General features: G+C 29.0%; 24 protein-coding genes and 1 other RNA gene. All 25 read right to left on the bottom strand.

Going from position 1 to position 25,163, the window contains the following annotated elements; genetic code table 11:
* Nucleotides 1-205: 205 nt before the first annotated feature.
* Nucleotides 206-1,012, bottom strand: a complete 807-nt coding sequence (locus tag KKC53_04200) for an energy-coupling factor ABC transporter ATP-binding protein (GenBank protein ID MBU2598368.1) — start codon at nt 1,010-1,012, stop codon at nt 206-208.
* A 1-nt stretch (nt 1,013) separates the two neighbouring features.
* Nucleotides 1,014-1,862: an energy-coupling factor ABC transporter ATP-binding protein gene (locus tag KKC53_04195; GenBank protein MBU2598367.1), complete on the bottom strand. Its 849-nt coding sequence runs from the start codon at nt 1,860-1,862 to the stop codon at nt 1,014-1,016.
* 56 nt (nt 1,863-1,918) lie between these two features.
* Complete coding sequence (locus tag KKC53_04190; protein ID MBU2598366.1) at nt 1,919-2,701, bottom strand: energy-coupling factor transporter transmembrane protein EcfT; 783 nt, start codon at nt 2,699-2,701, stop codon at nt 1,919-1,921.
* 76 nt (nt 2,702-2,777) lie between these two features.
* Nucleotides 2,778-3,317 (bottom strand): QueT transporter family protein, encoded by a 540-nt coding sequence (locus KKC53_04185; GenBank protein MBU2598365.1) that lies wholly within the window; start codon nt 3,315-3,317, stop codon nt 2,778-2,780.
* A 9-nt stretch (nt 3,318-3,326) separates the two neighbouring features.
* Nucleotides 3,327-3,605, bottom strand: coding sequence for an acylphosphatase (locus tag KKC53_04180; protein MBU2598364.1), 279 nt, complete (start codon nt 3,603-3,605; stop codon nt 3,327-3,329).
* A gap of 109 nt (nt 3,606-3,714) precedes the next feature.
* Nucleotides 3,715-4,233: a YqeG family HAD IIIA-type phosphatase gene (locus KKC53_04175; protein MBU2598363.1), complete on the bottom strand. Its 519-nt coding sequence runs from the start codon at nt 4,231-4,233 to the stop codon at nt 3,715-3,717.
* A gap of 1 nt (nt 4,234) precedes the next feature.
* Nucleotides 4,235-5,254, bottom strand: coding sequence for an endolytic transglycosylase MltG (gene mltG / locus KKC53_04170; GenBank protein MBU2598362.1), 1,020 nt, complete (start codon nt 5,252-5,254; stop codon nt 4,235-4,237).
* On the bottom strand, nt 5,241-5,702 hold the full coding sequence (gene ruvX / locus KKC53_04165) for a Holliday junction resolvase RuvX (protein ID MBU2598361.1): 462 nt from the start codon (nt 5,700-5,702) through the stop codon (nt 5,241-5,243). The genes mltG and ruvX overlap by 14 nt, the downstream gene beginning before the upstream one ends.
* Before the next feature lie 29 nt (nt 5,703-5,731).
* Complete coding sequence (gene alaS / locus KKC53_04160) at nt 5,732-8,380, bottom strand: alanine--tRNA ligase (protein ID MBU2598360.1); 2,649 nt, start codon at nt 8,378-8,380, stop codon at nt 5,732-5,734.
* A gap of 309 nt (nt 8,381-8,689) precedes the next feature.
* Nucleotides 8,690-9,730 carry an AI-2E family transporter gene (locus KKC53_04155; protein ID MBU2598359.1) on the bottom strand — a complete coding sequence of 347 codons (1,041 nt, stop codon included), beginning with the start codon at nt 9,728-9,730 and terminating at the stop codon, nt 8,690-8,692.
* Between the two features lie 64 nt (nt 9,731-9,794).
* Nucleotides 9,795-10,157 carry a hypothetical protein gene (locus KKC53_04150; protein ID MBU2598358.1) on the bottom strand — a complete coding sequence of 121 codons (363 nt, stop codon included), beginning with the start codon at nt 10,155-10,157 and terminating at the stop codon, nt 9,795-9,797.
* Between the two features lie 154 nt (nt 10,158-10,311).
* Nucleotides 10,312-10,490, bottom strand: a non-coding RNA gene (gene ssrS / locus KKC53_04145) — 6S RNA.
* 57 nt (nt 10,491-10,547) lie between these two features.
* Nucleotides 10,548-12,374, bottom strand: a complete 1,827-nt coding sequence (gene aspS / locus KKC53_04140; protein ID MBU2598357.1) for an aspartate--tRNA ligase — start codon at nt 12,372-12,374, stop codon at nt 10,548-10,550.
* Nucleotides 12,375-13,646 carry a histidine--tRNA ligase gene (hisS, locus tag KKC53_04135; protein ID MBU2598356.1) on the bottom strand — a complete coding sequence of 424 codons (1,272 nt, stop codon included), beginning with the start codon at nt 13,644-13,646 and terminating at the stop codon, nt 12,375-12,377.
* A 12-nt stretch (nt 13,647-13,658) separates the two neighbouring features.
* Nucleotides 13,659-14,357, bottom strand: a complete 699-nt coding sequence (locus tag KKC53_04130) for an MBL fold metallo-hydrolase (GenBank protein ID MBU2598355.1) — start codon at nt 14,355-14,357, stop codon at nt 13,659-13,661.
* Nucleotides 14,357-16,543, bottom strand: a complete 2,187-nt coding sequence (locus KKC53_04125; protein ID MBU2598354.1) for a bifunctional (p)ppGpp synthetase/guanosine-3',5'-bis(diphosphate) 3'-pyrophosphohydrolase — start codon at nt 16,541-16,543, stop codon at nt 14,357-14,359. The genes KKC53_04130 and KKC53_04125 overlap by 1 nt, the downstream gene beginning before the upstream one ends.
* A gap of 122 nt (nt 16,544-16,665) precedes the next feature.
* Nucleotides 16,666-17,526 (bottom strand): hypothetical protein, encoded by an 861-nt coding sequence (locus KKC53_04120; GenBank protein MBU2598353.1) that lies wholly within the window; start codon nt 17,524-17,526, stop codon nt 16,666-16,668.
* Nucleotides 17,527-17,562: 36 nt separating this feature from the next.
* Nucleotides 17,563-19,152: a hypothetical protein gene (locus KKC53_04115; GenBank protein ID MBU2598352.1), complete on the bottom strand. Its 1,590-nt coding sequence runs from the start codon at nt 19,150-19,152 to the stop codon at nt 17,563-17,565.
* A 57-nt stretch (nt 19,153-19,209) separates the two neighbouring features.
* Nucleotides 19,210-19,884, bottom strand: a complete 675-nt coding sequence (locus KKC53_04110; GenBank protein MBU2598351.1) for an HD domain-containing protein — start codon at nt 19,882-19,884, stop codon at nt 19,210-19,212.
* Nucleotides 19,885-19,907: 23 nt separating this feature from the next.
* A complete protein-coding gene (yajC, locus tag KKC53_04105; protein ID MBU2598350.1) occupies nt 19,908-20,192 on the bottom strand; it encodes a preprotein translocase subunit YajC in 285 nt (94 codons plus the stop codon).
* Nucleotides 20,193-20,228: 36 nt separating this feature from the next.
* Nucleotides 20,229-21,359: a tRNA guanosine(34) transglycosylase Tgt gene (gene tgt / locus KKC53_04100; protein ID MBU2598349.1), complete on the bottom strand. Its 1,131-nt coding sequence runs from the start codon at nt 21,357-21,359 to the stop codon at nt 20,229-20,231.
* 123 nt (nt 21,360-21,482) lie between these two features.
* Nucleotides 21,483-22,613, bottom strand: a complete 1,131-nt coding sequence (queA, locus tag KKC53_04095) for a tRNA preQ1(34) S-adenosylmethionine ribosyltransferase-isomerase QueA (GenBank protein ID MBU2598348.1) — start codon at nt 22,611-22,613, stop codon at nt 21,483-21,485.
* Between the two features lie 163 nt (nt 22,614-22,776).
* Nucleotides 22,777-23,790 carry a Holliday junction branch migration DNA helicase RuvB gene (ruvB, locus tag KKC53_04090; protein MBU2598347.1) on the bottom strand — a complete coding sequence of 338 codons (1,014 nt, stop codon included), beginning with the start codon at nt 23,788-23,790 and terminating at the stop codon, nt 22,777-22,779.
* A gap of 187 nt (nt 23,791-23,977) precedes the next feature.
* A complete protein-coding gene (ruvA, locus tag KKC53_04085; protein MBU2598346.1) occupies nt 23,978-24,583 on the bottom strand; it encodes a Holliday junction branch migration protein RuvA in 606 nt (201 codons plus the stop codon).
* A gap of 4 nt (nt 24,584-24,587) precedes the next feature.
* A complete protein-coding gene (gene ruvC, locus KKC53_04080) occupies nt 24,588-25,079 on the bottom strand; it encodes a crossover junction endodeoxyribonuclease RuvC (protein ID MBU2598345.1) in 492 nt (163 codons plus the stop codon).
* Between the last annotated feature and the right edge of the window lie 84 nt (nt 25,080-25,163).

The following is a 25,163-nucleotide window of genomic DNA, read 5'->3' as shown; positions in this document are numbered from 1 at the left end:
ACTTCTAATTTAAGATATGCAACTTCTTATAATAATTATACTTTATTTATGTTCTGTGAAATACTAATTAAAAAAAATAGAATTGTCAATAGTTAATTTTTAAAATGTTGTTACAATAATAAAATGTTAAAGATTATTACTTGTATATTAACTCATGACTCCTAAGATATTAATAAATAATAATGTGTTAATTTAAATCCTATTGTTATTGCGAGGAGCTATACATATTAATAAAGTCACCAATATTTAATGGAGGATATTTAAAACCGAGTGATATTCCTAATCTCGGTATGGGAGGAGGAATAAGATTTGCTTTAATTAATTCTTGCTTCTTTGCAAAAATATTTTGAGGTGTGTTATCTAGTAATATCTTTCCATCACTAATAACTATAAATCTATTTGAAATTTTTAATGCAAAATCTAAATCATGAGTAATTGTTATAACTGTATTATTTTTTATCAAAAGGTTATTTATCAATTTTATTAATTTTTCTACACCAAGAAAATCCTGACTGGTATTTGGTTCGTCAAGAATTAAAATCTTAGAGTCCATTATCAATGTTGAAGCAATTGCCACCCATTGTTTTTGAAAAAAATTTAATTCTCTTGGATTTGAATCTAAAATATCATAAATATCAGTCAAATGAGCTATCTTTTCTACTATATCTTTAATTTTATCTTCTGAAAATCCAATATTCTTAGGTCCAAAAATTAATTCTTCTCTTACTGTTTCTTTAAACAACTGGTTTTCAGGATTCTGAAAAACATATCCTACAGTTTTTGAAAGTTCAGCAGTTGTATAAATTTTAGTATTCTTTTTTCCTATCCATACTTTACCAGATGATGGTTTTAAGAGTCCATTTAAATGCTTAACTAAAGTAGTCTTTCCAGAACCGTTTTCTCCAATTACAGCAACAGATTCACCATTTTCTATCTTTAAGTCTATTCCTTTTAATGCTTTTAAACCTGATGGATAAGTAAATTCTAATTTCTCCACTAATATTTTTGGCAAATTACACCTCAAATTCTTTTTTTGCTTGATCAAATGTTATGGGATAACCATTGGTTTTTTCCCAAAGACCTTCTTCTTCTATTTTTTGAGCCAATTCTACATAACAGGGTGGTCTCATATATTTAATATAATTTTCATATTTTTTCAGAGATTTAAATATTGCATGAGGAGATTCATCTAATAATATTTCACCATCTTCAATTAATAGAATTCTATCTGCAAATTCAACTATCTCTTCTATTTTATGTTCAACTATTATTATTGTTATTCCCTCTCTATTTAACTCTTTAACCAATGAAAATATCAATTTACTATTAATTGGGTCAAGTTGAGAGGTCGGTTCATCTAAAACTAAAATGTTAGGTTTCATCACTAAAACAGAAGCTATAGAAACTAATTGTTGTTGACCCCCTGAAAGATGATAGGGTGATCTATCTTTCAAATCATAAATTTTTATTTTTCTAAGAATCTCCTTAACCCTTGCTATCATCTCATTTCGAGAAACTCCTAAATTTTCCAGACCAAAAGCTACTTCTTCAAATACTGTAAATTTTTCACCTGATAATTGGTTAAATGGATTTTGTAAGACTAATCCCGCTTTAGTTACAATTTTATGAAGAGGTAAATTAGCTGTATCTAAATTGTCAATAAGCACTTTTCCTTTTATGCTTCCTTTAAAAAAGTGTGGTATAAATCCAGTAAGTGCATAACATAATGTTGATTTACCAGTTAAATTTCTTCCTAATACACCACATAATTGACCATCAAAAATATCTATATTAATATTTTTTAAAGCTTCTTTCTTTGCGCCCGAATAACTGTAACTTAAGTTTTTTATTTTTATAGCCATAAATTCTCTCTATAAAGTATTAATATAAAAAAATATCAAAACTACTATTTGTAAATTTAAAAAATTACTAAATAAAATTTATAGATAATTAATATTAAACAAAGTAGTAAAGTTATTATTCGAAAAATTTTTTGTGGCAATGAGTCTTTTATTTTCAAAATTGATGTTTTTGGATGCGGTGAGTTAAAAGCTCTTACCTCAAGAGCTAAAGCTCTTTGTTCAACTTCTAAAATTGAACTAAAAAGTAATGGAGTTATTAATGGAATTAAAGATTTAATTTTTATAAAAATATTACCCTCTACCTCTAAACCTCTTGATTTTTGAGCATCCAATATAGAATTTGCTTTTGATTGTATATAAGGAAATATATTTAAAGTAGATAAAATAACATAAGATATCGTTGGTGGAAACCCTATCGAAATTAAAGAGTTCATAATATAACTTGGATTTGTGGTGAGAAGAAATATTAAAAAAGAAGAAATTATGACCAATATTCTACTTCCTAATAAATATGAAAATATTATTGCTTCTAATTTTATTTTTACAACTGAAAATTCCCATATAACTTTTTCTCCACCCGGATAAAAAACGATTTGAAATGCAAACACAAATAAAATTAAAGGTAATCCCACTTTTAAAATTATTTTAAAAAATTCTTTAGAAATTCTTCCCAAAAAGGCAATAGGGAAAATTATTAATAAAAAAAGAAGTATTGGAAAATGAATCCAATTTAGAGTATACAGAGAGACTATAATAAAGCCTAAAACAGTTAATTTGGTTAGTGGGTTTAATTTATGAATTGGGCTATCTTTAGGAATAAAAAATGTTCTATATTTCATGTATATAACTTTAAATCATTATAATTCAAGAGAATAAAAAGTTTTTAACTCGTATAATTACTATTAAATAAGTATATTATTGTTTAAAGATGTATTCTTCTAAGAAGTTTTGCTTTTTAAGAAAATAAAGTAAAGGAATACCTAATAAATAGCAGATAATTGTTTCAGAAACTCCAATTGATAACACTGTAAGCCAATAGGGGAATCCGAAAATTTTACTAAGATAAAGGCTAACACCAAAAGCATTTATTATTACCGGAGGTAATGGAGCAAGCCAGATATTTGGCATTTTTGAAGTTAAATAAGCAGCAATTAAAGTGCAAAGACTACCTAAAATTATATCCCATGGTCCTAATCCACCTATTATATTTGCTACTAAGCAACCAGCGAATAGTCCCCAGGCTGTAGATGCCCTTAGAAATGGAAGTACTGTTAAAATCTCAGCAATTCTAAATTGAATAGGCCCAAAACTAATCGGAGCAAAACCCAATGTAAGAACAACATAGATGGCTCCCACTATTGAAGCCAGAGCTGCATCTTTTGCAGAGAGAGGTATCTTAAAGCTATCGTCTTTTTTATTTTTATCTCTTTTATTATTAGCTTTCTTGAAAAACATAAATTTTGATTAAAAGATAATATTAAATGTATTATAATCTCTTGATTTTTTATATTCATCAATTATGACTTCTCTGATTACAGTTGATCTTGGTCCTGTTTTAATTACCTCGATAAATTTATTTATATCTTCCTCTTTTCCTTCAGCATATATTTCCACACTGCCATCATATTTATTTCTAACAGTACCATTAATATTTAACTTATCCGCATATCTAATAGCATAGAATCTAAATCCAACTCCGTGTACATAACCTTTTACTATAATATGTAGATACTTATCAGCCATTTTAACCAAAATATATAAATATAATCAAAATACCTTTTAAATAATAATTAATAAAAAAAAAACAAAATTGTTAAAATTTCAAATTATATTATTATTAATTAAAATTATTTTAATTTAGATATTTTAATTCTCCTTTAGATATAAATCTGTTTAAAAGTTTTTTTTGTAATATTCTTAATTTTCTTGTCCACCAATGTTCATAAGGATTCATTGGCTTTACTAAAATCGTAAATATTCCAAACCAGTTTCCACCCAAAATATCTGTAAACATCTGGTCTCCAACAATTGCAATATACTTTTTATCTAAGCTTAAAATTTTAGTTGCTTTCCTGAAAGACCATGGAAGGGGTTTAACAGCATTAAATATAAATGGTACCTGAAGTTTAGCCGCTATTTTTTTTACTTTGTTAACAGAGTTGTTTGAAATAACACATACTTTAAATCCTCTTTCTATTAGATTTTTAAACCAGGATTTAATCTCTTCTGAAACTATAAGGTGCTGATGAGGTAATATTGTATTATCTAAATCAATGATTAATCCTTTTATTTCTAATGATTTTATATTGTCTAAATCTATAGTATATATTGAGGAATAATAAAGATGAGGACATAATTTAGACTTTCTCATATTACCTTTCTAAACTATTTAAGAAATTAAAAAATTCAGTTTCAGAATTAGTAAAAAAATGGCTATGTGAATCTGGATCATCAACAACAAAATACAAATAGTCGACATCAGCAGGTTCAAGTGCTGCTTTTATCGACTTTATTCCAGGATTACAAATTGCTGTTGGAGGGAGTCCCTTATATATTCTTGTATTATAAGGAGAGTCAGTATTTAAATCAGATATGGTTAGTTCATCATCCCATTTTGAAAGAGCATATCTTAATGTTGCATCTATTGCGAGTGGCATGTCTATTTCAAGCCTATTATAAATAACAGCAGAAACTAATTCTCTCTCCTCAGCGATATATACTTCCCTCTCAATTAATGAAGCAATAGTTATTATATCTTTAATATTTATACCATTCTGCTTGGCTAAACTAAAATCTAAATCTTTAGTTTCTGTTTCAAACTGTTTTAACAATGTATCTATTAAGTTATGAGCGGATGTTTCCTTTAAAAATGTATATGTCTTTGGAAATAAAAATCCTTCTAAGCTTTCAGCATCTTCTAAGAAATTATAATTGAACTCTTCTGGTATTGCTTCGCATATAAAGTTTCTCTTAGAAATGAGAGATATTTCCTCAACTCTATTAGCAATTTGCTCTAAAGTAAAGCCTTCTGGGATTACCAATGTAAATGTTTCTGGCTGAGGAGGTCCCTGAATTAATTTATCAAGAACTACTGCATATGAGGAGTTGATATCAAATATATATTTACCAGATTTAATTTCCGTACTTTTTTTCGTATATTTAACATAATATTTAAAGAGCCAGGCATTCTTAATTACTTTCTTTTCTTCTAAGATATTTACTATCTTATCAATTGACATACCCTCTTCAATTGCAAGCTCTATATTTCCCCTACCATCATGTGGTCTAAATAGAACTCCAAAAAAATTTTTTAGAATATAAGACTCTATAAATACTAATAAAATTAAAATTATTATAAATACTGCTAAAATAAATTTTTTAAATTCCTTCATTTTCTCTTTTTAAATAGTTTAAATAACCTTGAAGAATTAAGCTTGCTGCTATTTTATCATCCAATTTTTTAATCTTTCTTCTATCCTTAATTCTAAGCCCTACCTCTTTTAATAATCTATTTGCATGTCTGGTTGACATTCTTTCATCCCAGAATTTTAACTTTATCTTTATATCTGTCATATCTTTAAAAGTTTCTTCAACCTGTTCTTTAATTTTTATTGCTTGTTTACCCATTTCACCTCTCAAAGTAATAGGTAAACCGACAACCACTTCATCAATATTTTCTTTCTGAATAATATTCTTTAAAATAGATTTTGTTTTAGAAGAATTTTCTATTATTTCTAAGGGATGGGCAAAAAATAACAATTCATCTGATATTGCGATACCTATTCTTTTTTCACCCCAATCTAAACCCATCTTTTTCATATTTAAATTTTTTAAAAACAAATACAATACTTTCCAATTTTAATAATATTTTATAGTAAACTTTCTACTATCTTGATTGCTTTATCAATAGCTAATTTTGTTCCTTTTGTATTTTTTCCACCCACTTGAGCAAATTCTTTCTTTCCACCACCTCCACCATCAATATATTTAGAAATAGCATTAGCTATTTCATTACAATCTATACCAATTTCCAATGCCTTTCCTGAAGCAGATGTTACTAAAATGGCTTTATTTGTTAAATTTGAACCAAGTACTACAAAACTATCTTTAAATTTTCCCTGTATAGTTCTTACCATCGATTGTAAGTCTTTAATATTTCTAAATTTTAAAAGACCAGAAAAAATCTTTATTTCATTCTTTTCTTCATATTTATTTAAAATAGCTTCAAGCTCAGATGAGATCGTTTTTTTTCTGATCTCTTCCAATTCAGATTCTTTTTTCTTTAAGTCATCAATAAGCTTTTTTATTTTTTCTATAATATCCGATTTCTCGACCGATAATAATTCTGAAAGAGAAGAAATAATTTTATCTTGTTTACTTATATATTCAATTACTTCTCTGCCAGTAATTGCTTCTATTCTTCTCAAATTTGATCCTATAGAACCCTCACTTATTATTTTAAATAGACCGATGGAGCCAGTTTTTGCAATATGTGTCCCTCCACAGAGTTCTCTAGAAAAATCACCTATTTCAAGAACTCTTACAAAATCACCATATTTTTCCTCAAATATCATAATAGCGCCTATTTCTTTGGCATAATCCAGTGTTGTTATATATGCTCTTACGTCGTGATTGGCAAATATCATCTTGTTCACTAAATTCTCCACTTTTTCCCTCTGCTCATTTGATAGTGATAGATGATGTGTAAAATCAAATCTTAATCTTCCTGCTTCTACTAAAGAGCCAGATTGGTTCACATGATCACCTAATACTGTTCTGAGAGCCCAATGAAGTAAGTGAGTAGCTGTGTGATTTTTGGATATTGAAATTCTATTTTTAATATCAATTTTAGCTTCAACTATTTGCCCTATTTTTATTTCTCCATCAATTACCTTTCCTTGATGTGAATTTAGAATATCATCAATGGGAAATGTATTATCTACACTAAATTTTCCAGTTTCTGATACTATATGACCAATATCACCAACCTGGCCACCCTTTTCAGCATAAAATGGAGTTTCACTTATTATAATCCCCGCTTCATCACCTTTAGATACTTTTTGCACTTCAACACCTTTAGATATTATCCCCACTACATCAGTTTTAACAAAATCTTTTTCATACCCAACAAACTTTATTTTTTTACCCTTTACAATAGATGAATAGAGTTTTAAAGCTTCTTCGTCTTTATCAAAAAAACCTTTCACAGAACGAGATCTATTTTTCTGTTCTTCCATATAAGTACGATATGTTTCTGTATCAGTAGTAAAATCGTATTTATTTGCTATATTCTTTGTTAAGTCAATCGGAAAACCGTATGTATCATATAATTTAAAAGCAATATCACCAGGTATTACAGACTTTTTTAACTTCTTTAATTGCTTAATATTTTCTTCAAGAATCTTAGTGCCCTCAATAAGTGTTTTATGAAATTTTTTTTCTTCTGTTTCTAACACATCAAGTATATAATCTCTTTTATCTTTAAGTTCTGGATAAACAGAACTCATTATATTTATAACTATTTCTGATATCTTTGTTATAAACTCATCTTTAATACCCAAACTCTTTCCATTAGTAATTGCTCTTCTTATAATTCGTCTTAAAACATAACCTCTTCCCTCATTTGAAGGAAAAACTCCATCACTAATTAAAAAAGTTGCTCCCTTTAGATGATCAGCAATAATTCTAAATGACCTATCAAGGTCGGAACATACATTAAATTTCTTATTTGATAACCTTTCAGTTTCTTTTATTATTTCCTTATATAGATCAGTATCAAAAACAGATTCTACATTCTGCATAATAGATACTAATCTCTCTAAACCCATTCCCGTATCTATATTTTTTTGAGGAAGAAGATCATATTTTTTTCCATCAAAGTTATACTGTGTAAAAACCAAATTCCATACTTCTATAAATCTGTCACACTGTTCACAATTAGGTCCACATTTATCTTTCTGACATCCGTATTGTTCTCCCCTATCGAAATGTATTTCACTGCATGGACCACATGGTCCCTTTTCCCCAGGCGGACCCCAGAAATTATCATCTTTTCCAAATTTATAAATCTTGTTGGGGCTAACTCCAACTTCTTTCCACATCGCAATTGCTGCATCATCTACAGGTATCTCCTCGTCTCCCTCAAATACTGTTACCCATAATTTATCCGAATCAATTTTTAATTCCCTGGTAAGAAATTCCCATGCCCAATAAATTGATTTTTCCTTAAAATAATCACCAATTGAGAAATTTCCCAACATCTCAAAAAAAGTAAGATGCTTTGGAGTTAAACCTACATTATCAATATCAGTTGTTCTGAAACATTTCTGACAGGATACTAATCTTTTTGATGGAGGCTCTTTTAATCCTGAAAAGAAAGGCATGATCTGTTGCACACCAGCAGTTGTTAGAAGAACAGTGGGATCATCTACTGGTATCAAGCTTGATGATTGAATTATTGAATGATTTTTATCTTTAAAGAATTTTAAAAATCTATCTCTAATAACCGTACTTTTCAATTAATACCTCTAATATTACTACTTTAAAAAAAATAATAAATAATCTCATAAATTTAATTTTAATAATAGCTTTGTGATATACCTTCGAAGACATTTTACCCTCCCCCTACCCCCTCCCATAAAGGGAGGGGAATCATAAGAGAAGTTCTCCTTACCTCTCCCACCAGGGGAGAGGATAAATAGTTGAGAAAATATACCCAAAGCTGATATGTCTATGTCAAGACCTGGCACTTAACTTATTATTCTTATCCATTATTGTTATAATGCAAGACTTAACACCTTATTGCGATGTCAAGGACTGACGCCTTTTTAGACCCTTTCTTGCTTTAAAAGATAATGGTAAATTAATTCTTGAATAAATGCAGCTATGGGAATGGCTACAATGAGTCCCAACATACCAAAAAGAAATCCGCCAACAATTAAAGCAAAAATTATTATTAGTGGATGTAAACCCAACCTTTGACTTAATATTTTTGGTCTGATTACTAACTCTTCTATCCAATTTATTACAATAAAGACAATAATAATACCCAAGGCCTTCCATGGTGAATCAAAAAATGCCACTAATGCTGCTGGGATTGTTCCAATTATCGGACCAATGTAAGGTATTATATTAAATAGACCGGCTACTAATCCAAGGAAAAGAGCAAATTCAATTCTAAAAATGGATAGTGCTATGAAATAAAAAACTGTAATAATTAATGCTACCATTAACTGCCCTTTGAAAAAGATTGAGATAGAATTGTTTGCTTTTCTTAGTATTAAGCTGATCTCATCTGAGTATTTTGCAGGTATAATTTTAAATAAACTTTCTTTTAACTTATCCCTATCTTTTAGTAAATAAAAAGAACAAAGTATTGCAATAAAAATATTAAAGAGAAGTTTCAAAATATCTGTTGTAAATTCTGGTGCTTTGACTGCAATTGATATTATAAAATCCCTTAATTGATTAGTTATCTCATCAAGTATTTCTTTTAATTGTTCAGTTTTAATAACTCTTTGATAATATCTTTCATATGATAATAAACCTGCTTCTACGGTTTTTAAATAATCAGGAATTTTTTGCCCAAAATTTTTAAATTGACCAATAAGCATAGGAATGAGAGAGGTAAAGAATAGTACAATTATAAGAAAAAAAATGGAAAAAGCTATTATTATAGAACCAATTCTCGCAATTTTCTTTTCAAAAAATTTTACTATTGGGTCTAATAGGTATGTTAAAACAATTGCAATTAAGATGGGGGTAAAGATTGGTTTTAACTTCGACAATAGATAAAAAAAAGAAAATAGTATAATTAAAGCACCTATTATAGTCCATATTATTAAAGCAATTCTTTTATATTTTTCCATCACATAATTTTATAAATTAAAATTTAACTATATGAATATTATTTATCAATGATTCTATAATATTTTACTCTTTATTCTTTCCACTTTTCATTTTTGATACTACTTTTTGTAGACCTGCCAAAATTCCTGCTGCTTTAGAAATTGGAGAAATAATCATTTCTTGACCAAATTTAGTTGTTGAATCAACTCTATTTACTACATTAGAAATTGTGTTTATTATTTTATCAACACCATCCAATTCTGTATTTACATTGTCTAATGTAGTACTTAATTTCCTTAAATTTGGTGTAATCTCTTTTCTCAATTCAGTAAGCATTTTACTTAATAACTTTAGTGTGATAACTATCTTTATTGTTAAAATTATTGAAATAATAATAAATATTGCAAAAGCTATTAAAACTGCAATTTCAAAATTCGAAAAAGCCATACTCACCCTCCATAAAATATTTTACTGTTTTTAAGTTTGAAAATACATTAATTAGAATTATATAAATTTTTTTTGATTATATCATAATTATTTTTCTTATTAGGAAAATTAAGATGGTTTTTAAACAGGGGAATAAAAAAATCATATTTAAAAAAATAACCCCACCTTGCCGTAATTCGCTAATCTTTGAACCCACTCTCAGCAGGTGGGTGCCTTCTTGACAACTTCATTGTTCCACACTGAGGAGGCATCAAGTCCATTGCCAAAGATTTAGCTCCCTATGTCAATTTGTTGGCTCAAATAGACAACAAACTACGCACAAGGTAGGTCTGAAATTATATTATCATAAAACTATTTCTTATTCAATTAAAAAATTTTTAATATTTTTTTTTATTTTTTCTTTATATCTATATTCAGCTCTTCTAACTGTTCATCAGTTACTTTATCAGGTGCACCAGTTAATGGACATATGGCTCTAAGAGTTTTGGAAAAAGCAATTACTTCTCTTATATTTTTTTTCTGTAATACCTCAGCAACAAATCTATCAAATCCATACGCAATTCCGCCGAGAGGTGGAGCACCGTATTGAAAAGCTTTTAATAAGAATCCGAAGTTACTATCCACTTTATCTTTATCATGACCTAAAACTCTAAAAATCTCCTTTTGTAAATTACTATTATTAATTCTTATAGAACCACTTGCAATTTCTACTCCATTTAATATCAAGTCATAAGCTTTTGCTTTTACTTTTAAAGGATCATTTTTTATAAACTCAATGGTTTCTTCTGTTGGTGAAGTAAAAGGATGATGCATCGGTTGATATCTTTTTTCATCACCATCCCATTCAAATAAGGGAAAGTCATACACCCATAAGAATTTATATGTATCTTCAGGAATCAAATCTAATTCATTGGCTAAATATAATCTTATCTGACCTAAAATTGTACTTGCTTTACTTGATAAATCAGCTATAAGAATAATTAAATCACCCGATTTCGCTTCAAATCTATCCAATATTGCTCTTTTTTCATTATCTTTAAGATATTTTGCAATAGATGAATGTAACTCTCCACTTTCCCTTACTTTTATCCAAAAAATCTGCTTGGCACCTAAATCCTTAGCCACCACTGAAAGAGTATCTATTTTCTTCCTGGAGAAATTAGCAGCATCATTCACATTTATACCCTTTATTCTAACTTTATTTTCAATAGCATTTTTAAAAAGCTGAAAATCAGTAGATAAAAGCTCATCAGTTATATCCACTATAGGTATTTCAAATCTTATATCTGGTTTATCTGTTCCATACTTCTCAATTACATCAAAATATTTTTTTCTTTCAAAAGGTAAAACTAACTCTATATTAAAACATTTCTTAAATACATATTTAAGCATCTCCTCGTTTATTTTAAGAATATCTTCAACATCCACAAAAGACATCTCAATATCTACCTGTGTATATTCTGGTTGTCTATTTGCTCTCAAGTCTTCATCCCTAAAAACCCTTGTTATTTGAAAATATCTTTCCAATCCTGAAACCATTAGTATTTGCTTAAATAACTGAGGTGATTGAGGTAAAGCATAAAAACTTCCTTTATGTATTCTACTTGGAACTAAATAGTCCCTTGCTCCCTCAGGAGTACTTTTAGCAAGAATGGGAGTCTCAACCTCAATAAAACCTTGACCCTTTAAATATTCTCTAATGGCTACTGCCATCTGGTCTCGAATAACAAGTATATTCATAACACCTGGTCTTCGAAAATCGAGATATCTATATTTAAATCTTAATTTTTCATCTATTTCTGTATCATCTTCAACTAAAAATGGTGGTGTTTTCGATTCACTCAATATTTTAAGTTTTTCTGCTATTACTTCTATTTCACCAGTTCTGAGTTCTGGATTTATTGTGCCAACCGGTCTTTTCCTCACATTTCCTTCGATAGTAATTACAAATTCAGCTCTTAATTTTTTAGATAAATTATGATCTTCTTCGCTTATATCCGGATCAAATACCACTTGAACTATCCCTGTTCTATCCCTTAAATCTATAAAAGTGAGATTACCTAAATCTCTTCTTCTATGAACCCAACCACTTATTTTAACCGTACGTCCAATATCTTTTTTTGAAATATTTCCACACCAAATATTCCTATATTTATTTTTCCTTATAGGTGAATTATGCAAAATCTGATCTGAAATCCTAAATTTTTTATCTTCCATTTAGTTACTCTCTTTTATTTTTTCTTTTAAATAATTTATTACATCATCATAATTTATGATAGACTGTTTTCCTGTATCCATTTCCTTTAATGATACTTCGTTATTTCTTAGTTCATCTTCACCTAAAATTAATACATATTTTGCTTTTAATCTGTCTGCCATCTTGAATTGACCTTTAATACCTCTATTTCCATAATCCATATCAGATGGAATCTTATTTTTTCTTAAATCATCAAGAAGAACAATTGCCTTTTTTTTAGCTGTATCATTTAAAGCAATTAAAAAAACCTGTATATTCTTTTCAGAAAATGGTTTTATACCCATCATCATCATAACAAGTACTGTTCTGTCAACGCCTATTGCTACTCCAACAGCAGGAGTTAGAGGACCTCCATAATCCTCTATAAGATAATCATATCTTCCACCACCACATATAGCATCTTGTGCACCTAATTTAGGTGCAGTTACTTCAAAAACTGTTTTTGTGTAATAATCAAATCCTCTTACCAATCTGTTATCCAATTGCCATTTTATTTTTAGACTTTCTAATCCATTTAATACATTTTTAAAATGATCTTCACATTCATTACATAAATAATCTCTTAAAATTGGAGATTTAGATAATATTTTCTTACATTGATCAACCTTACAATCAAATACCCTTAATGGATTCTTTTTTATCCTGAAACTACAATCTTCGCACAGATTTTTACTTTTTATTTCTAAATATTTGTTTAAATCTTGTAAATATTTTTTTCTACAATTCCTGCAACCCATACTATTTATAATAAGTTTAGTTTGATCAATTCCCAATTCCTTATATAGATTCATGACTAAAGCAATAGTCTCTATATCTGCAAGAGGGTCACTTGTACCTAAAATTTCTATTCCTACTTGGGAAAATTCTCTGCCTCTCCCTGCTTGAGGTTTTTCATATCTAAACATCTGACCACAATAATAAAGCTTTATAGGCAGAGATTTACCATACATTTTATTTTGTATAAATGAACGCACTACTGGAGCTGTTCCTTCAGGTTTTAGAGTCAAAGATCGACCTTTCCTATCTTTAAATGTGTACATCTCCTTTGAAACTATATCACTAGCTTCCCCTATCCCTTTTGTAAATACTTCTGTACGCTCAAAAGTTGGAGTTACTATCTCTTTAAATCCATAAATCTCAAAAAGCTCGCGAGATTTTTTAAATATATAATTTCTAAATTCAACTTCAGGGGATAATATATCTCTGGTTCCCCTCGGTGTTTGAAATTTCAAAATTTTCTCCTTTTAAAAGTTAGATAATTCTGATTTTAAAATATAATTGACCATATAGTTATTTTCTTTTAAATCTTTAATTGAAGTTTCCGGACCATGACCTGGATATAATCTTACCTCATCATTAATGCTAAATATTTTATTCTTAATAGACAAAGCCAGATCCTTTGAAGATCCACCAAAAAGATCTGTTCTACCAATTCCATCTTTAAAAACTAAATCACCACAAAATATAATATCATCGACCATAACACTTATACTACCACGAGTATGACCTGGTGTATGTATTATTTTAAATACCTTATCATCTATTTTAAATTCATCATCTTCCTCAATAACTCTATCTGCATTAACTTTATAAAGCTTGCCAGTTAATAATGACAAATTACTCATTGGACTATGAAGTAATTCTTTATCCAAGGTGTGTATACAAATTGGAGCATTAAGCACAGATTTTATTTCATTGTTTGCACCAATATGATCATAATGACCATGAGTATTTATTATATATTTAACTTTTAATTTTTTTTCATTAATAAAATCTAATATTTTTTGAGGTTCTGCACCAGGATCGATAATTAATGCTTTCTTTGAATCTGTAATATAAGCAATATAACAATTAACAGCAAAATAGCCTAAAGTAAATTTTTTAATCTCTAATTTATGCATTATTTCTCCATTGCTACGTATTATCTTCTTATTACTATGCATTATCTCTCCATCCCTGGAACAACTCTATAACTATCGTATATAGAATCAATATTTTTTAAATCCTCCAATAATTTATTAAGTAAAATTACATCTCCAATTTCCAAAGTCAATATAATAGTAATATCCTTTTCTACTTTTTTTCTAACAGCTATATTTATTATATTTAGATTATAGTTTGAAATTACTTCTGTAACATCTCTTAAAAGGTTAATTCTATCTATAGCATCTATACCTATCTCAACTTTAAAAAGTGAGGGTTTAGTTAAATCCCATATAACCTCTATAAATCTCTCAGAATCTTTAGATAAAAATTTGATATTTGTACAATCTGTTCTATGAACGCTAATTCCTCTTCCTCGAGTTATGTAGCCGATTATATCATCACCTGGTACGGGATTACAACAATGGGAAAGATTTACAATTAAATCATTCATCCCACTTACAACAACTGAGCTTGTATATTCTCTTTCCTGTGCTTCCTGTATAATTTCTTCAGTTTTTAATCTATCCTGCTCGGGCTCAATTGATTTCTTTATAGCATTTATAATTTTTGTTGAAACCTGTATGTATGAAACTTTTCTAGCTCCAATCTGTGTGAATAGACCATCTATATTATCAAAGCCAAGATTTTGTGCAATTTTCAAAAGTATATCCTGATCAACAGCGTGTAAAGAAAGCCCTTGTTTCCTTAAAGCTTTACTTAAAAGCTCTTTTCCAACAGTCTTATCCTCCTCTCTTTCTTGCTTTCTAAACCATTGTTTTATTTTTCCTTTTGCTCTAACAGTCCTTACAACATTTAACCAATCTCTACTTGGCTTACCAGCAGTTTTTGAGGTCAATATTTCAACTATATCCCCACTTTTAAGGAGCCTTTCCAGGGAGATCATCCTATTATTAACCATCGCTCCAATGCATCTATGACCAATATCGGTATGTACATGATAAGCAAAATCGATAGGTGTAGAACCCAATGGGAGTCTGACCACATCCCCCTTTGGAGTGAAAACAAATACCTCATCATGAAAAAGGTCAAGTTTTAACGATTCCATAAAATCCTTAGGATCTGAGAGTTCCTTCTGCCACTCAAGCATCTCTCTTAACCATGACATTCTCTCATCAAACTCTTTATCCTCTTTTACTGTTTTTTCCTTATACTTCCAGTGTGCTGCTATTCCATATTCCGCAGTTCTATGCATTGACCATGTTCTAATTTGTATCTCTATAGGTTTTCCATCAGGACCTATAACAGAAGTATGCAATGATTGATAAAGATTGAACTTTGGATTTGCAATATAATCATTAAAGGTTCCAGGAATGGGTTTCCATAATGAATGAACAATGCCCAAAGTACCATAACAATCTTTTAAATCATTCACAATTACTCTAACTGCTGTTAAATCATATATTTCTTCAAAATTTACTCTACGTTTTGTAATTTTCATAAAAACACTATAGAAATTCTTTGCTCTACCAATTATTTCAGCTGCAATACCAAAACTCTTTAATTTATCTTTTAAAATATTGATAGTCAGATTTATCTGATCTTCTCTCGACTTTTGCCTTTGTTTAACCATACTAACAATTTCAGTGAATTTCTTTGGATATAAATATTTAAAAGATAAGTCCTCTAATTCTCTTTGAACTTGAGATATACCCAATCGATGCGCAAGTGGTATAAAGATATCTATTGTCTCTTTTGCTTTTATCTTTTGTCTTTCTAAAGAAAGTGCAGATAATGTTCTCATATTATGTAGCCTATCAGACAACTTTATAAGAATGATTCTTATATCCTCTGACATAGCTATCATCATCTTTCTTAAGTTTTCAGCTTGTTCTTCTTCAACAGTCTCAAATGATATTTTATTTATCTTTGTTAAGCCATCTACTATTATCGCTGCAATTTTGCCAAACTCTTTCTCTACATATGATAATGAAATATCTGTATCCTCTATTATGTCGTGAAGAATAGAGCAAACAATAGAAGTTGTATCCAATTTCAAATCTGCGACTATATCTGCTACTCCCAATGGATGTGAGATAAAAGGATCACCAGATTCCCTTAGCTGTCCATCATGTTTTTCCCTTGCTAAATTAAATGCTTTTGTAATTATTTTGTGATCAGCATTGGGATTATACTCTTTTACCTTTTTTATTAAGTTTTCCAGCTCTTTCACATTTTTTTTCATAATCTTATTTTATAAAATAAGTCACAAATATGTATTAAATAATTATTATAAAACTTTTATTAAATTTTAATACTGGGATTTCTAAAATGCAAAAAAGGATTTAAGTTTTAAACAAAATAATGTTATTTATACTTTGAAAAATATTGGTTTAAGATTTCCAGGAGAGAACCAGAAGTAAAAATCGAGGAAAATGTTATTACGATAAAACCAGATGTTAATAGAATGGCTAAATTTCTAAATAAACCTTCACTATAGATTATCAAGCCTATAAGTGAGATCAGAACAGCAATTAAAGCAATTAAAGATACTCCTGATGCTTGTTTTAAACTCAAATTTATCATTTTTTTATAACCAATGCTTTTTATAAGAAGTTTATTTTTACTTATTCTATTGATTATATTTAAAATCAGACCAATCGAGTAAATAAAAATAATTATTATTGATATAGTCATAGTAATCGATATTTTCTTACCTAATATAGAAAAAACACTTAATGTTAATAATAAGTTAAAAATGGCGGTGATAAAAGCGACTAATGCTAATATGAATTCTTTCTTAATTAAGCCAATTAGAAATAGCATTACTGTACCAATTAAAATTAAATACAATATTTTCACAAATATATCTTTACTATGAAAAGGTAAAATATTATTTACTTTAATATCACCTTCTATCAGACCCGACTCTATAAATAAATTTTTTATCTCATCTTTTTTATCTTCACCCGTAAATACTTCAATCTGATACTTTTTTTCATCCATAGATTGAATAACATCAGCAGTAAAATTATTTTTTTTAAGTATATTTCTAATCTCTTTTATTTCAATTGGTTCTTTGAAATTTACCTCAATTAAGGTACCTTCTTTAAAATCTTTTCCAAAATCAAGACCCCACCTCAATAAAAAGCTTATCAATCCTAAAACTATTATAATAGCTGATAACATAAACAATATTCTTTTCTTAGCTATAAAATCAAAATTCACTCTGCTATATCTCCTTATATAAAATTTTAACTTACTTTAAATAACATTTTTTCTTAAGAATGGCTTTAGTGAATATTTTTGTAAAAGACCTGAAGATAATAGAAGACTGGATCTGGTAAAAGTGAATAGAGTAATTATTGTTAATATAGAACCAATAACTACAGGAAGTAATAATCCTTTTACTTGTTTGGTTCCAAAATTATTAAGCACTAAAGCAATAATAAATATTGACATATTAATATAAAAAATATCATTTAATGAATTCTTAAAACCAAAATCAATACTTGTTGTTATAGATCTACCTTTTTTTAATTCTTCTTTCACTTTCTCGTATATTAAAATATTTGAAAAAACATATACACCCACTGCCAAAAATATGCCAGAAAATGAAGAGACTGTAAGCATAACTTTCGCTAAAGTCATCAATGAAAAAAGAAGTATTAAAAACAGAACTAAACTAATTACTGATACTAATCCCAAGCCTCTATAATATATCAGCATAGATATTAAGAGTAATGCAAATCCAACATATATTGTTATTAAAGATTTATATACGATATCTTCCCCTAAAGTTGGTCCCACATCTATTTTGTTATCAATTTTAAAATTGATTGGTAAAGTGCCAGTTTGTAGCATTGTTGCAATATTTTCAGCCTCTTCAAATGTTTCTATATTAGGTATATAAAGCAAATTCGCTTCTTCAGTTGGAATGGTTTCCTCACTGATATCTGTAATAGTTCTAAAAGCCCCATCTAAAACTATTGATAAATCGTCTCCAATGTTTTGCTCAAGTAGACTTTTAAATCTTTTTTCCAATTCTTTATCTAAATTCAAAATGACAGAATTTTTTATTTCTTGATACTCACGTTGAGCAGGTATTGGTTTTACATCTTTTAAATGTCCACTGATTGCAACTGCATCACCATAAATTGGATCATATTTTGTTATCTCTATTCTCTCAATAGTTTCCGATTCTGATATTTCCCCCATTATTAATTGTAAGATGACTATATAAGTGTTTTGTAAATTTGCCCCTTTTAATTTAAGATTGAACTCCAAGTCATTTATCTTTTCGTATTCAATATTTTCTTCTCCCAATTGCTCCTTGAGTTTGTCTAAAATCCTTGAAGTAGTTTGCTCAATCTCCTCAGGAGAAATCTTAGCACCTCCATCTGTAGTCTCTTTATCCTTATCTTTCGTTTCCTCTTCTGCTTTGGGGGATTCTTCCTCTTTTTTTTCAATATATTTCAATCCCATATCTATTCCCTTAACTATCTTAAGCTCAAGATAACCTCTATTTTTGATAACACTTATAATACTTTCCAGATTATCAATTTTTGGCAACTGAACCAGTATCCTTTTAGATTCATCCATTGTCACCCTTGATTCAACTACTTTAAGTTCAACTACTTTAAGTCTTTTAATTCTATCTTTAATTATTAAAAAAGCTTCCCTAATAGAATCTTCTGATTGTTCTTCTTCGGGTGATAGAATTATCTGAATTCCACCTGATAAATCAAGCCCTGTCTTTATCTTCTCATTTGGGGGATAGATTAAATAGAAGGCTCCAGCAACCATTACCAAAAAAAGTATTATTATTGTTATATGCCAAAATCTGTTTATCAATTTACACTCTCTATTAAAATTTAAAACTATTTGGAATATTATAAATTATATATATCACTATAAAAGCTTCACATCATTTATAATGATTTCGAATTCACATCCTAATGTTGTTGCAGCTTTTCTGCATATTGTCATCCTTTTCAAAAATATTTCGAAATAATCCATAACCTGACTAATATTTGTATCAATTTCTATTTCAAGTGTAATTTTCTTTTCCTCATTATTCACTCTAAGAAATGAATGGGTTGCTGCATAATTTACTCTATCATGTATATCAAATGCAATTTCTGTTAACTCCCTTCTCACCCTACTTCTATGAACATCAGATTTATCTGCAAGTATTAATGCAGCTGTGATTGCATCAATCGCAAAGCCAGATTCCTCCTCATGATTTCCCACAGCACTCATAATTAACGATATTTCCTCCGGATTCATACCCATCCTCCCAAGAATATCGCCAGAAATCAATGCACCCACTAAATAATGATTTTTTCTATTTACCATATTTCCAATATCATGAAGATATCCAGCAATTGAAGCAAGTTCAGCTTCTCGTTTACTATAACCTAATCTATCAAGTATATTGAAAGCTATATTTGATACCAGGTCCGCATGTCGATGACCATGTTCGGTATAACCCATAGCTTCCATAACTTTGTCAGCTTTTGCTATATATGAAATTATGATAGTATTGTTTTTAATCTCTTTAATTGTTATATTCTTATCAACCATAAAACCTTACCTTATTATTTTTATTATTTAGTTAACTTTCTGCTTACTGCGTTTTTGGCAATTTCAATATCAACATTTGGAGCAACCGTTATCAATACCTTATTATCAAAGACTTTTTTAATGGTACCAAATATTCCTCCCATAGTAACTACTTTGTCGCCTACTTCTAAACTCTCCAACAATTTACTGTGTCTTTTTTGTCTTCTTTTTTGAGGAAGTATTAGGGTAAAGTAAAAAATAGCAACAAATGCAGCAATCCAAATATAGTAACCATACTTGTTTAAAAAATCCACCAATTGTATACTCATGTCTCTCCTTTCATAAAAATTTTTAAATTATATTTCTTAAATTATATTTCTATTCCAAACATAATTTTTATATTTCCTTTTTATCTCTGAGAATGTTCCATCCTTTATTCCTCTTCGGATATCCTTCATTAAATTAATCATAAAATGAAGATTATGAGTTGTTAGTAACCTACTGGCTAAAATCTCATTTGATATATACAGATGTCTTATATAAGCACGGCTATAATTCTTACAACAATAACAATTACAATCATGTATTAGGGGGTTAAAGTCCATTTTATATTTAAAATTTTTTATATTCAACTTACCTTCATAAGTAATTGCTACCCCATTTCTTGCTATTCTTGTTGCTAATACACAATCAAACATATCTACACCCAAGGAAACTGCTTTTATTATTCCCTCAGGGTCTCCTAATCCCATAAAATAACGTGCTTTCTCTTTTGGTATTTCATTTACAGTTTTTTCCATTAATTCAAATGTTAATTCTTTTGGCTCGCCTATACTAAGTCCCCCTATAGAGTAACCATCAAAATTCAACTCCAACATTCTTTTTGAACATTCCTTTCTCAAATCATCATACATTCCTCCCTGAATAATACCAAATAAAGCTCCTGGATAATCTCTAACACTATTTATTGACATTCTAGCCCAATCTAATGTCCTGATCATAGCTAATTTTGTGTAATCATGATCAGAATCGGGATTAACTGGTTCATCCAACATCATCATTATGTCTGAACCCATTCTTTTTTGCAATTCTATAACCTTTTGAGGGCTAAAAAAATGTTTTGATCCGTCAATTATTGATTTAAATTCTACTCCATCTTTAACAATTCTAAATGTTTGATTTAAACTAAAAACCTGATAACCACCACTATCCGTAAGTATTGGTCCTTCCCAGTGCATAAATTTATGCAATCCTCCTGCTTTCTCTATTACATCTATTCCTGGTCTAAGATATAGATGATATGTATTTCCCAAAATAATTTGAACTCCAATATCTCTTAACTCCTCAGGGGTCATAGCTTTAACTGTTGCTCTTGTTCCAACAGGGCAAAAAACTGGAGTATTAATTTTACCATGAGGCGTTATTATCTCACCTAACCTTGCATCACTATTTTTATCCTCATGTATTATTTTGAATTTAAATTTTTTATTTCCCATACTTTAAGAATTAATTAAAATTTATATTTATATATATTTATTCTATTGAAATATATTTATTAAAGATAATTGAAATTATAATTCGTATAACAAAGGATTGCGATATTATACCTAAATTATTTTTTATAAAATAAGCATCGCATCACCAAATGAGTAGAACCTATACTTTTTCTTAATTGCTAAATTATATGCATTCATTACAATTTTCTTATTAGCAAATGCACAGATCATTATAAACAGTGTTGAACATGGAAGATGAAAATTAGTTATAATTCCATCTACCATTTTAAATCTATAATTTGGTTTAATAAATAAATCAGTTTCTCCAGAAAATGGTTTAATTTCTCCATCTTTGGTAGCAGATTCCAAAGCTCTCACTGTAGTAGTTCCTACAGCTATAATTTTCCCACCATCTGCTTTTACATTATTTATTAGTTTTGATTGTTCTTCTGATAAATAAAATTTTTCACTGTGTATAATATGATTTTCAACATTATCAACTTTAATTGGTCTAAAGGTATCCAAACTTACATGTAATGTAATGGTAGCAATCTTAATACCTTTTTTACTGATTCTTTTAAAAACTTCATTTGTAAAATGTAAACCAGCAGTGGGTGCAGCTACAGAACCCTCCTTTTTTGCATATATTGTCTGATACCTTTTAAGTGGTATATTTGGATTTTTAATATATGAAGGAAGCGGAGTTATACCTAAAGAAAATATATCTTTTTTAAGATTCTTCTCATCTACTATCCTTAATTTCTTGTTTGATACAATTTCTTTTTTTCTATCTAACAGCATTCCCTCAACTTCAAATTTTTTATAAGAATTTTCATAAAAAAATCTTATTTTTACTATTCCTTCTCCAACCTTTTCTTCAATAATAGATTTTAAATTTGACACTCTTGTACTTATTTTAGATGGATAAACTAAGATCGTACCTTTTTTCACTCTTTTAAATGGTTTAATTAGAGCAGTCCAGAGATTTTTCTTTAGCTCACTCAGTAACAATATTTCAATCTTTGCACCAGTATCTTTTTTTGTGGCAAATAACCTTGCAGGAATCACCTTTGAATTGTTTAAAACAAGGCAATCATTTTCACCTAAATATTCTGTAAGATTATAGAAAACATCCTCTTCTATAGAACCTTTGCTTCTATCCATGATAAGAAGTTTGGATTTATCTCTTTCCTTTAATGGTTCTTGTGCTATTAAGTTCTTAGGAAGATGGTAATAGTAATCAGAAACTTTCATAAAATTTAATTTCATTAAGATTGCTTCGTCGCTTATGCTCCTCGCAATGACACAATATAAATCTTCCAAAATATTTATTTTTTATTTTTTTTATAGTGGAAATATATGCAGTTAGTAGTATATTTTAATAGGTTTAATCTTAAAAAGTAATAGAAGAAAATAATTAAAAAAGCTGGTCTTCCTTCTTATACTCCTCATTTAGATGTTCATATGCAATTTTCGTGGCTACCCTACCTCTCGGTGTTTTTTGTATAAATCCCTGCTGTAAAAGATATGGTTCATAAACTTCCTGAATTGTTTCTGATTCCTCTCCAATTGAACTTGACAATGTGCTCAAACCGACTGGACCACCATTAAATTTGTAAATTATAGTTTTAATTATTTTTACATCCAGATTATCTAATCCTTCTTCATCGACATCTAACAATTCTAAACCATCAAGAGCTACTTCTCTATTTATCTTTCCATCTGCTTTAACAATTGCATAATCCCTTACTCTCTTTAGAAGTCTATTTGCTACTCTTGGAGTACCTCTTGCTCTTTTAGCTATCTCTAAAGAACCTTTTTCATCTATTTCCACATTTAATATTTTAGCAGACCTTCTAACTATTTTTTCTATTTCATCAACATTATAATAATCCAAGCGAATTGTTATTCCAAACCTTGTTCTAAGAGGAGAAGAAATAAGACCTGCTCTTGTTGTAGCTCCAGCAAGTGTAAAAGGTTTTAATTCTAATCTTAATGAGCGTGCTCCAGGTCCTTTACCAATCATTATATCTATTTTAAATTCCTCTAAAGCTGGATACAATATCTCTTCTACCGCTCGATTCAATCTATGTATTTCATCAATAAACAAAACATTATTCGACTCAATATTTGTAAGAATAGAAGCTAAATCACCAGCTCTTTCAATAGCTGGCCCCGAAGTTGTTATTACATTTACACCTAACTCATTAGATATAATTCCTGCTAAAGTTGTTTTTCCAAGACCTGGTGGACCAATCAAAAGAACATGGTCTAACGCCTCTTTTCTTTTTTTAGTTGCTTCAATATAAATAGCTAGATTTTCCTTAATTTTATTTTGACCAATAAAATCTTTCATCCTTTTTGGTCTAAGTTCCTTATCTAACTCAATATCATATTTATGAAGTTTTATATCTGTTACTTTTTCTTTCATGAATTTATCTTCTTTCATATCTTATTTATAATTTGATAGTTTTTCGACCCTCTCCCCAACCCTCTCCCACCAGGGGAGAGGATAATTCACCCTCCCCCAACCCTCTCCCACCAGGGGAGAGGAATCGACCCTCGAGTGAAACGAAGGGAAAGACTAAGCTCAAATCTTTCATTATTTTAATTAGAGTTTAATATCCTCTTAAGCTTTTTAAAGCATATCTTATTAACTTTTCTACAGTAATTTCTTCCTCTCTTTCAGTTGGAAACCCCTCCAGTGATGCATTTATTTCAGATGGTTTAAATCCAAGATTTCTTAATGCCTGTTTAGCTTCTTTCATAATAACTAATACTTTATCAGGTATCTCAACTTTTGTGATTTTTTCAAGTTCAGGTAGCTCAAGCTTTTCTCTTAATTCTAAAATAAGTCTTAAAGCAGTCTTCTTACCAACTCCTGGAATAGTTCTTATTAAATCAACATCCTGATTTAAAATAGCTTCCTTAAACTCATTTGAGTTAAAGACGGAATGAACTGCTAATGCTACTTTAGGACCAATTCCTGATATTTGTAGAAGATTTTCAAACATTTTCTTATCTTCTTTATTTAAAAAACCGTATAACCTTAGATTATCATCTCTCAAATATGTATATGTATAAAAAATAATTTCATTACCTTCCTTGGGTAAACTCAATAATGTTTTTGAAGAAATAAATATCTGATAACCTACTCCATTTACATCAACTAATACATATTCAGTTGATTTAATAGCTAATTTTCCTTTAATAAATCCTATCAATTTTTCACCTTAAGAGTAACTCTTTGTTTCCTTTCCAGTTTAAATGACATATAGCGATTGCTAAAGCATCTGCAGCATCGTCCTTAATTTTTTCGTCACCAATTTTTAATATGGCTTTGACCATATATTGTACCTGTTTTTTAGAAGCATTTCCAACACCAACTACTGCTTTTTTAACTTGTAAAGGTGTATATTTATAAACATCTAATTGATTTTGATGCCCGGCAAGCAAAACTACACCGCTTGCTTGACCTACAGAAATAGCTGTCTTTACATTACTGCTAAAAAATAACTCCTCAACTGCTAAACAGTCGGGAGAATAGGTATAAATGATATCATTTATACCTTTATATATTATATTTAATCTATGTGAAATGGGAAGTTTTGCTGAAGTTTTTATGCAATCATAATAGACTGCATTTAATTTTCCCTTCCTTTCTTCCACTATTGCCACACCTGTTGTTGCTGTTCCGGGATCAACTCCTAATGCTTTCAAAGTTTCTCCATTAATTCATCTGGTATTTCAAAATTTGTATAAATCTCCTGAACATCATCCTGTTCATAAAGTGCATCTATTAGT

Source organism: Actinomycetota bacterium, from assembly GCA_018830725.1.
Taxonomy (GTDB): domain Bacteria; phylum Actinomycetota; class Humimicrobiia; order JAHJRV01; family JAHJRV01; genus JAHJRV01.
The sequence above is the reverse complement of the archived record's forward strand: the minus strand, read 5'-3'. Positions and strand labels throughout refer to the sequence as shown.

What these genes read in the sequence shown, in the direction of transcription:
- KKC53_04150 (MBU2598358.1), bottom strand. Translation starts at nt 10,157, where the DNA reads ATGGCTTTTTCGAATTTTGAAATTGCAGTTTTAATAGCTTTTGCAATA.
- ruvB (MBU2598347.1), bottom strand. Translation starts at nt 23,790, where the DNA reads ATGAAAGAAAAAGTAACAGATATAAAACTTCATAAATATGATATTGAG.
- KKC53_04175 (MBU2598363.1), bottom strand. Translation starts at nt 4,233, where the DNA reads ATGAGAAAGTCTAAATTATGTCCTCATCTTTATTATTCCTCAATATAT.
- KKC53_04155 (MBU2598359.1), bottom strand. Translation starts at nt 9,730, where the DNA reads ATGGAAAAATATAAAAGAATTGCTTTAATAATATGGACTATAATAGGT.
- aspS (MBU2598357.1), bottom strand. Translation starts at nt 12,374, where the DNA reads ATGGAAGATAAAAAATTTAGGATTTCAGATCAGATTTTGCATAATTCA.
- KKC53_04185 (MBU2598365.1), bottom strand. Translation starts at nt 3,317, where the DNA reads ATGTTTTTCAAGAAAGCTAATAATAAAAGAGATAAAAATAAAAAAGAC.
- mltG (MBU2598362.1), bottom strand. Translation starts at nt 5,254, where the DNA reads ATGAAGGAATTTAAAAAATTTATTTTAGCAGTATTTATAATAATTTTA.
- KKC53_04130 (MBU2598355.1), bottom strand. Translation starts at nt 14,357, where the DNA reads ATGCATAGTAATAAGAAGATAATACGTAGCAATGGAGAAATAATGCAT.
- KKC53_04180 (MBU2598364.1), bottom strand. Translation starts at nt 3,605, where the DNA reads ATGGCTGATAAGTATCTACATATTATAGTAAAAGGTTATGTACACGGA.
- yajC (MBU2598350.1), bottom strand. Translation starts at nt 20,192, where the DNA reads ATGAGTATACAATTGGTGGATTTTTTAAACAAGTATGGTTACTATATT.
- KKC53_04190 (MBU2598366.1), bottom strand. Translation starts at nt 2,701, where the DNA reads ATGAAATATAGAACATTTTTTATTCCTAAAGATAGCCCAATTCATAAA.
- KKC53_04110 (MBU2598351.1), bottom strand. Translation starts at nt 19,884, where the DNA reads ATGGTTGATAAGAATATAACAATTAAAGAGATTAAAAACAATACTATC.
- queA (MBU2598348.1), bottom strand. Translation starts at nt 22,613, where the DNA reads ATGAAAGTTTCTGATTACTATTACCATCTTCCTAAGAACTTAATAGCA.
- KKC53_04195 (MBU2598367.1), bottom strand. Translation starts at nt 1,862, where the DNA reads ATGGCTATAAAAATAAAAAACTTAAGTTACAGTTATTCGGGCGCAAAG.
- KKC53_04125 (MBU2598354.1), bottom strand. Translation starts at nt 16,543, where the DNA reads ATGAAAAAAAATGTGAAAGAGCTGGAAAACTTAATAAAAAAGGTAAAA.
- tgt (MBU2598349.1), bottom strand. Translation starts at nt 21,359, where the DNA reads ATGGGAAATAAAAAATTTAAATTCAAAATAATACATGAGGATAAAAAT.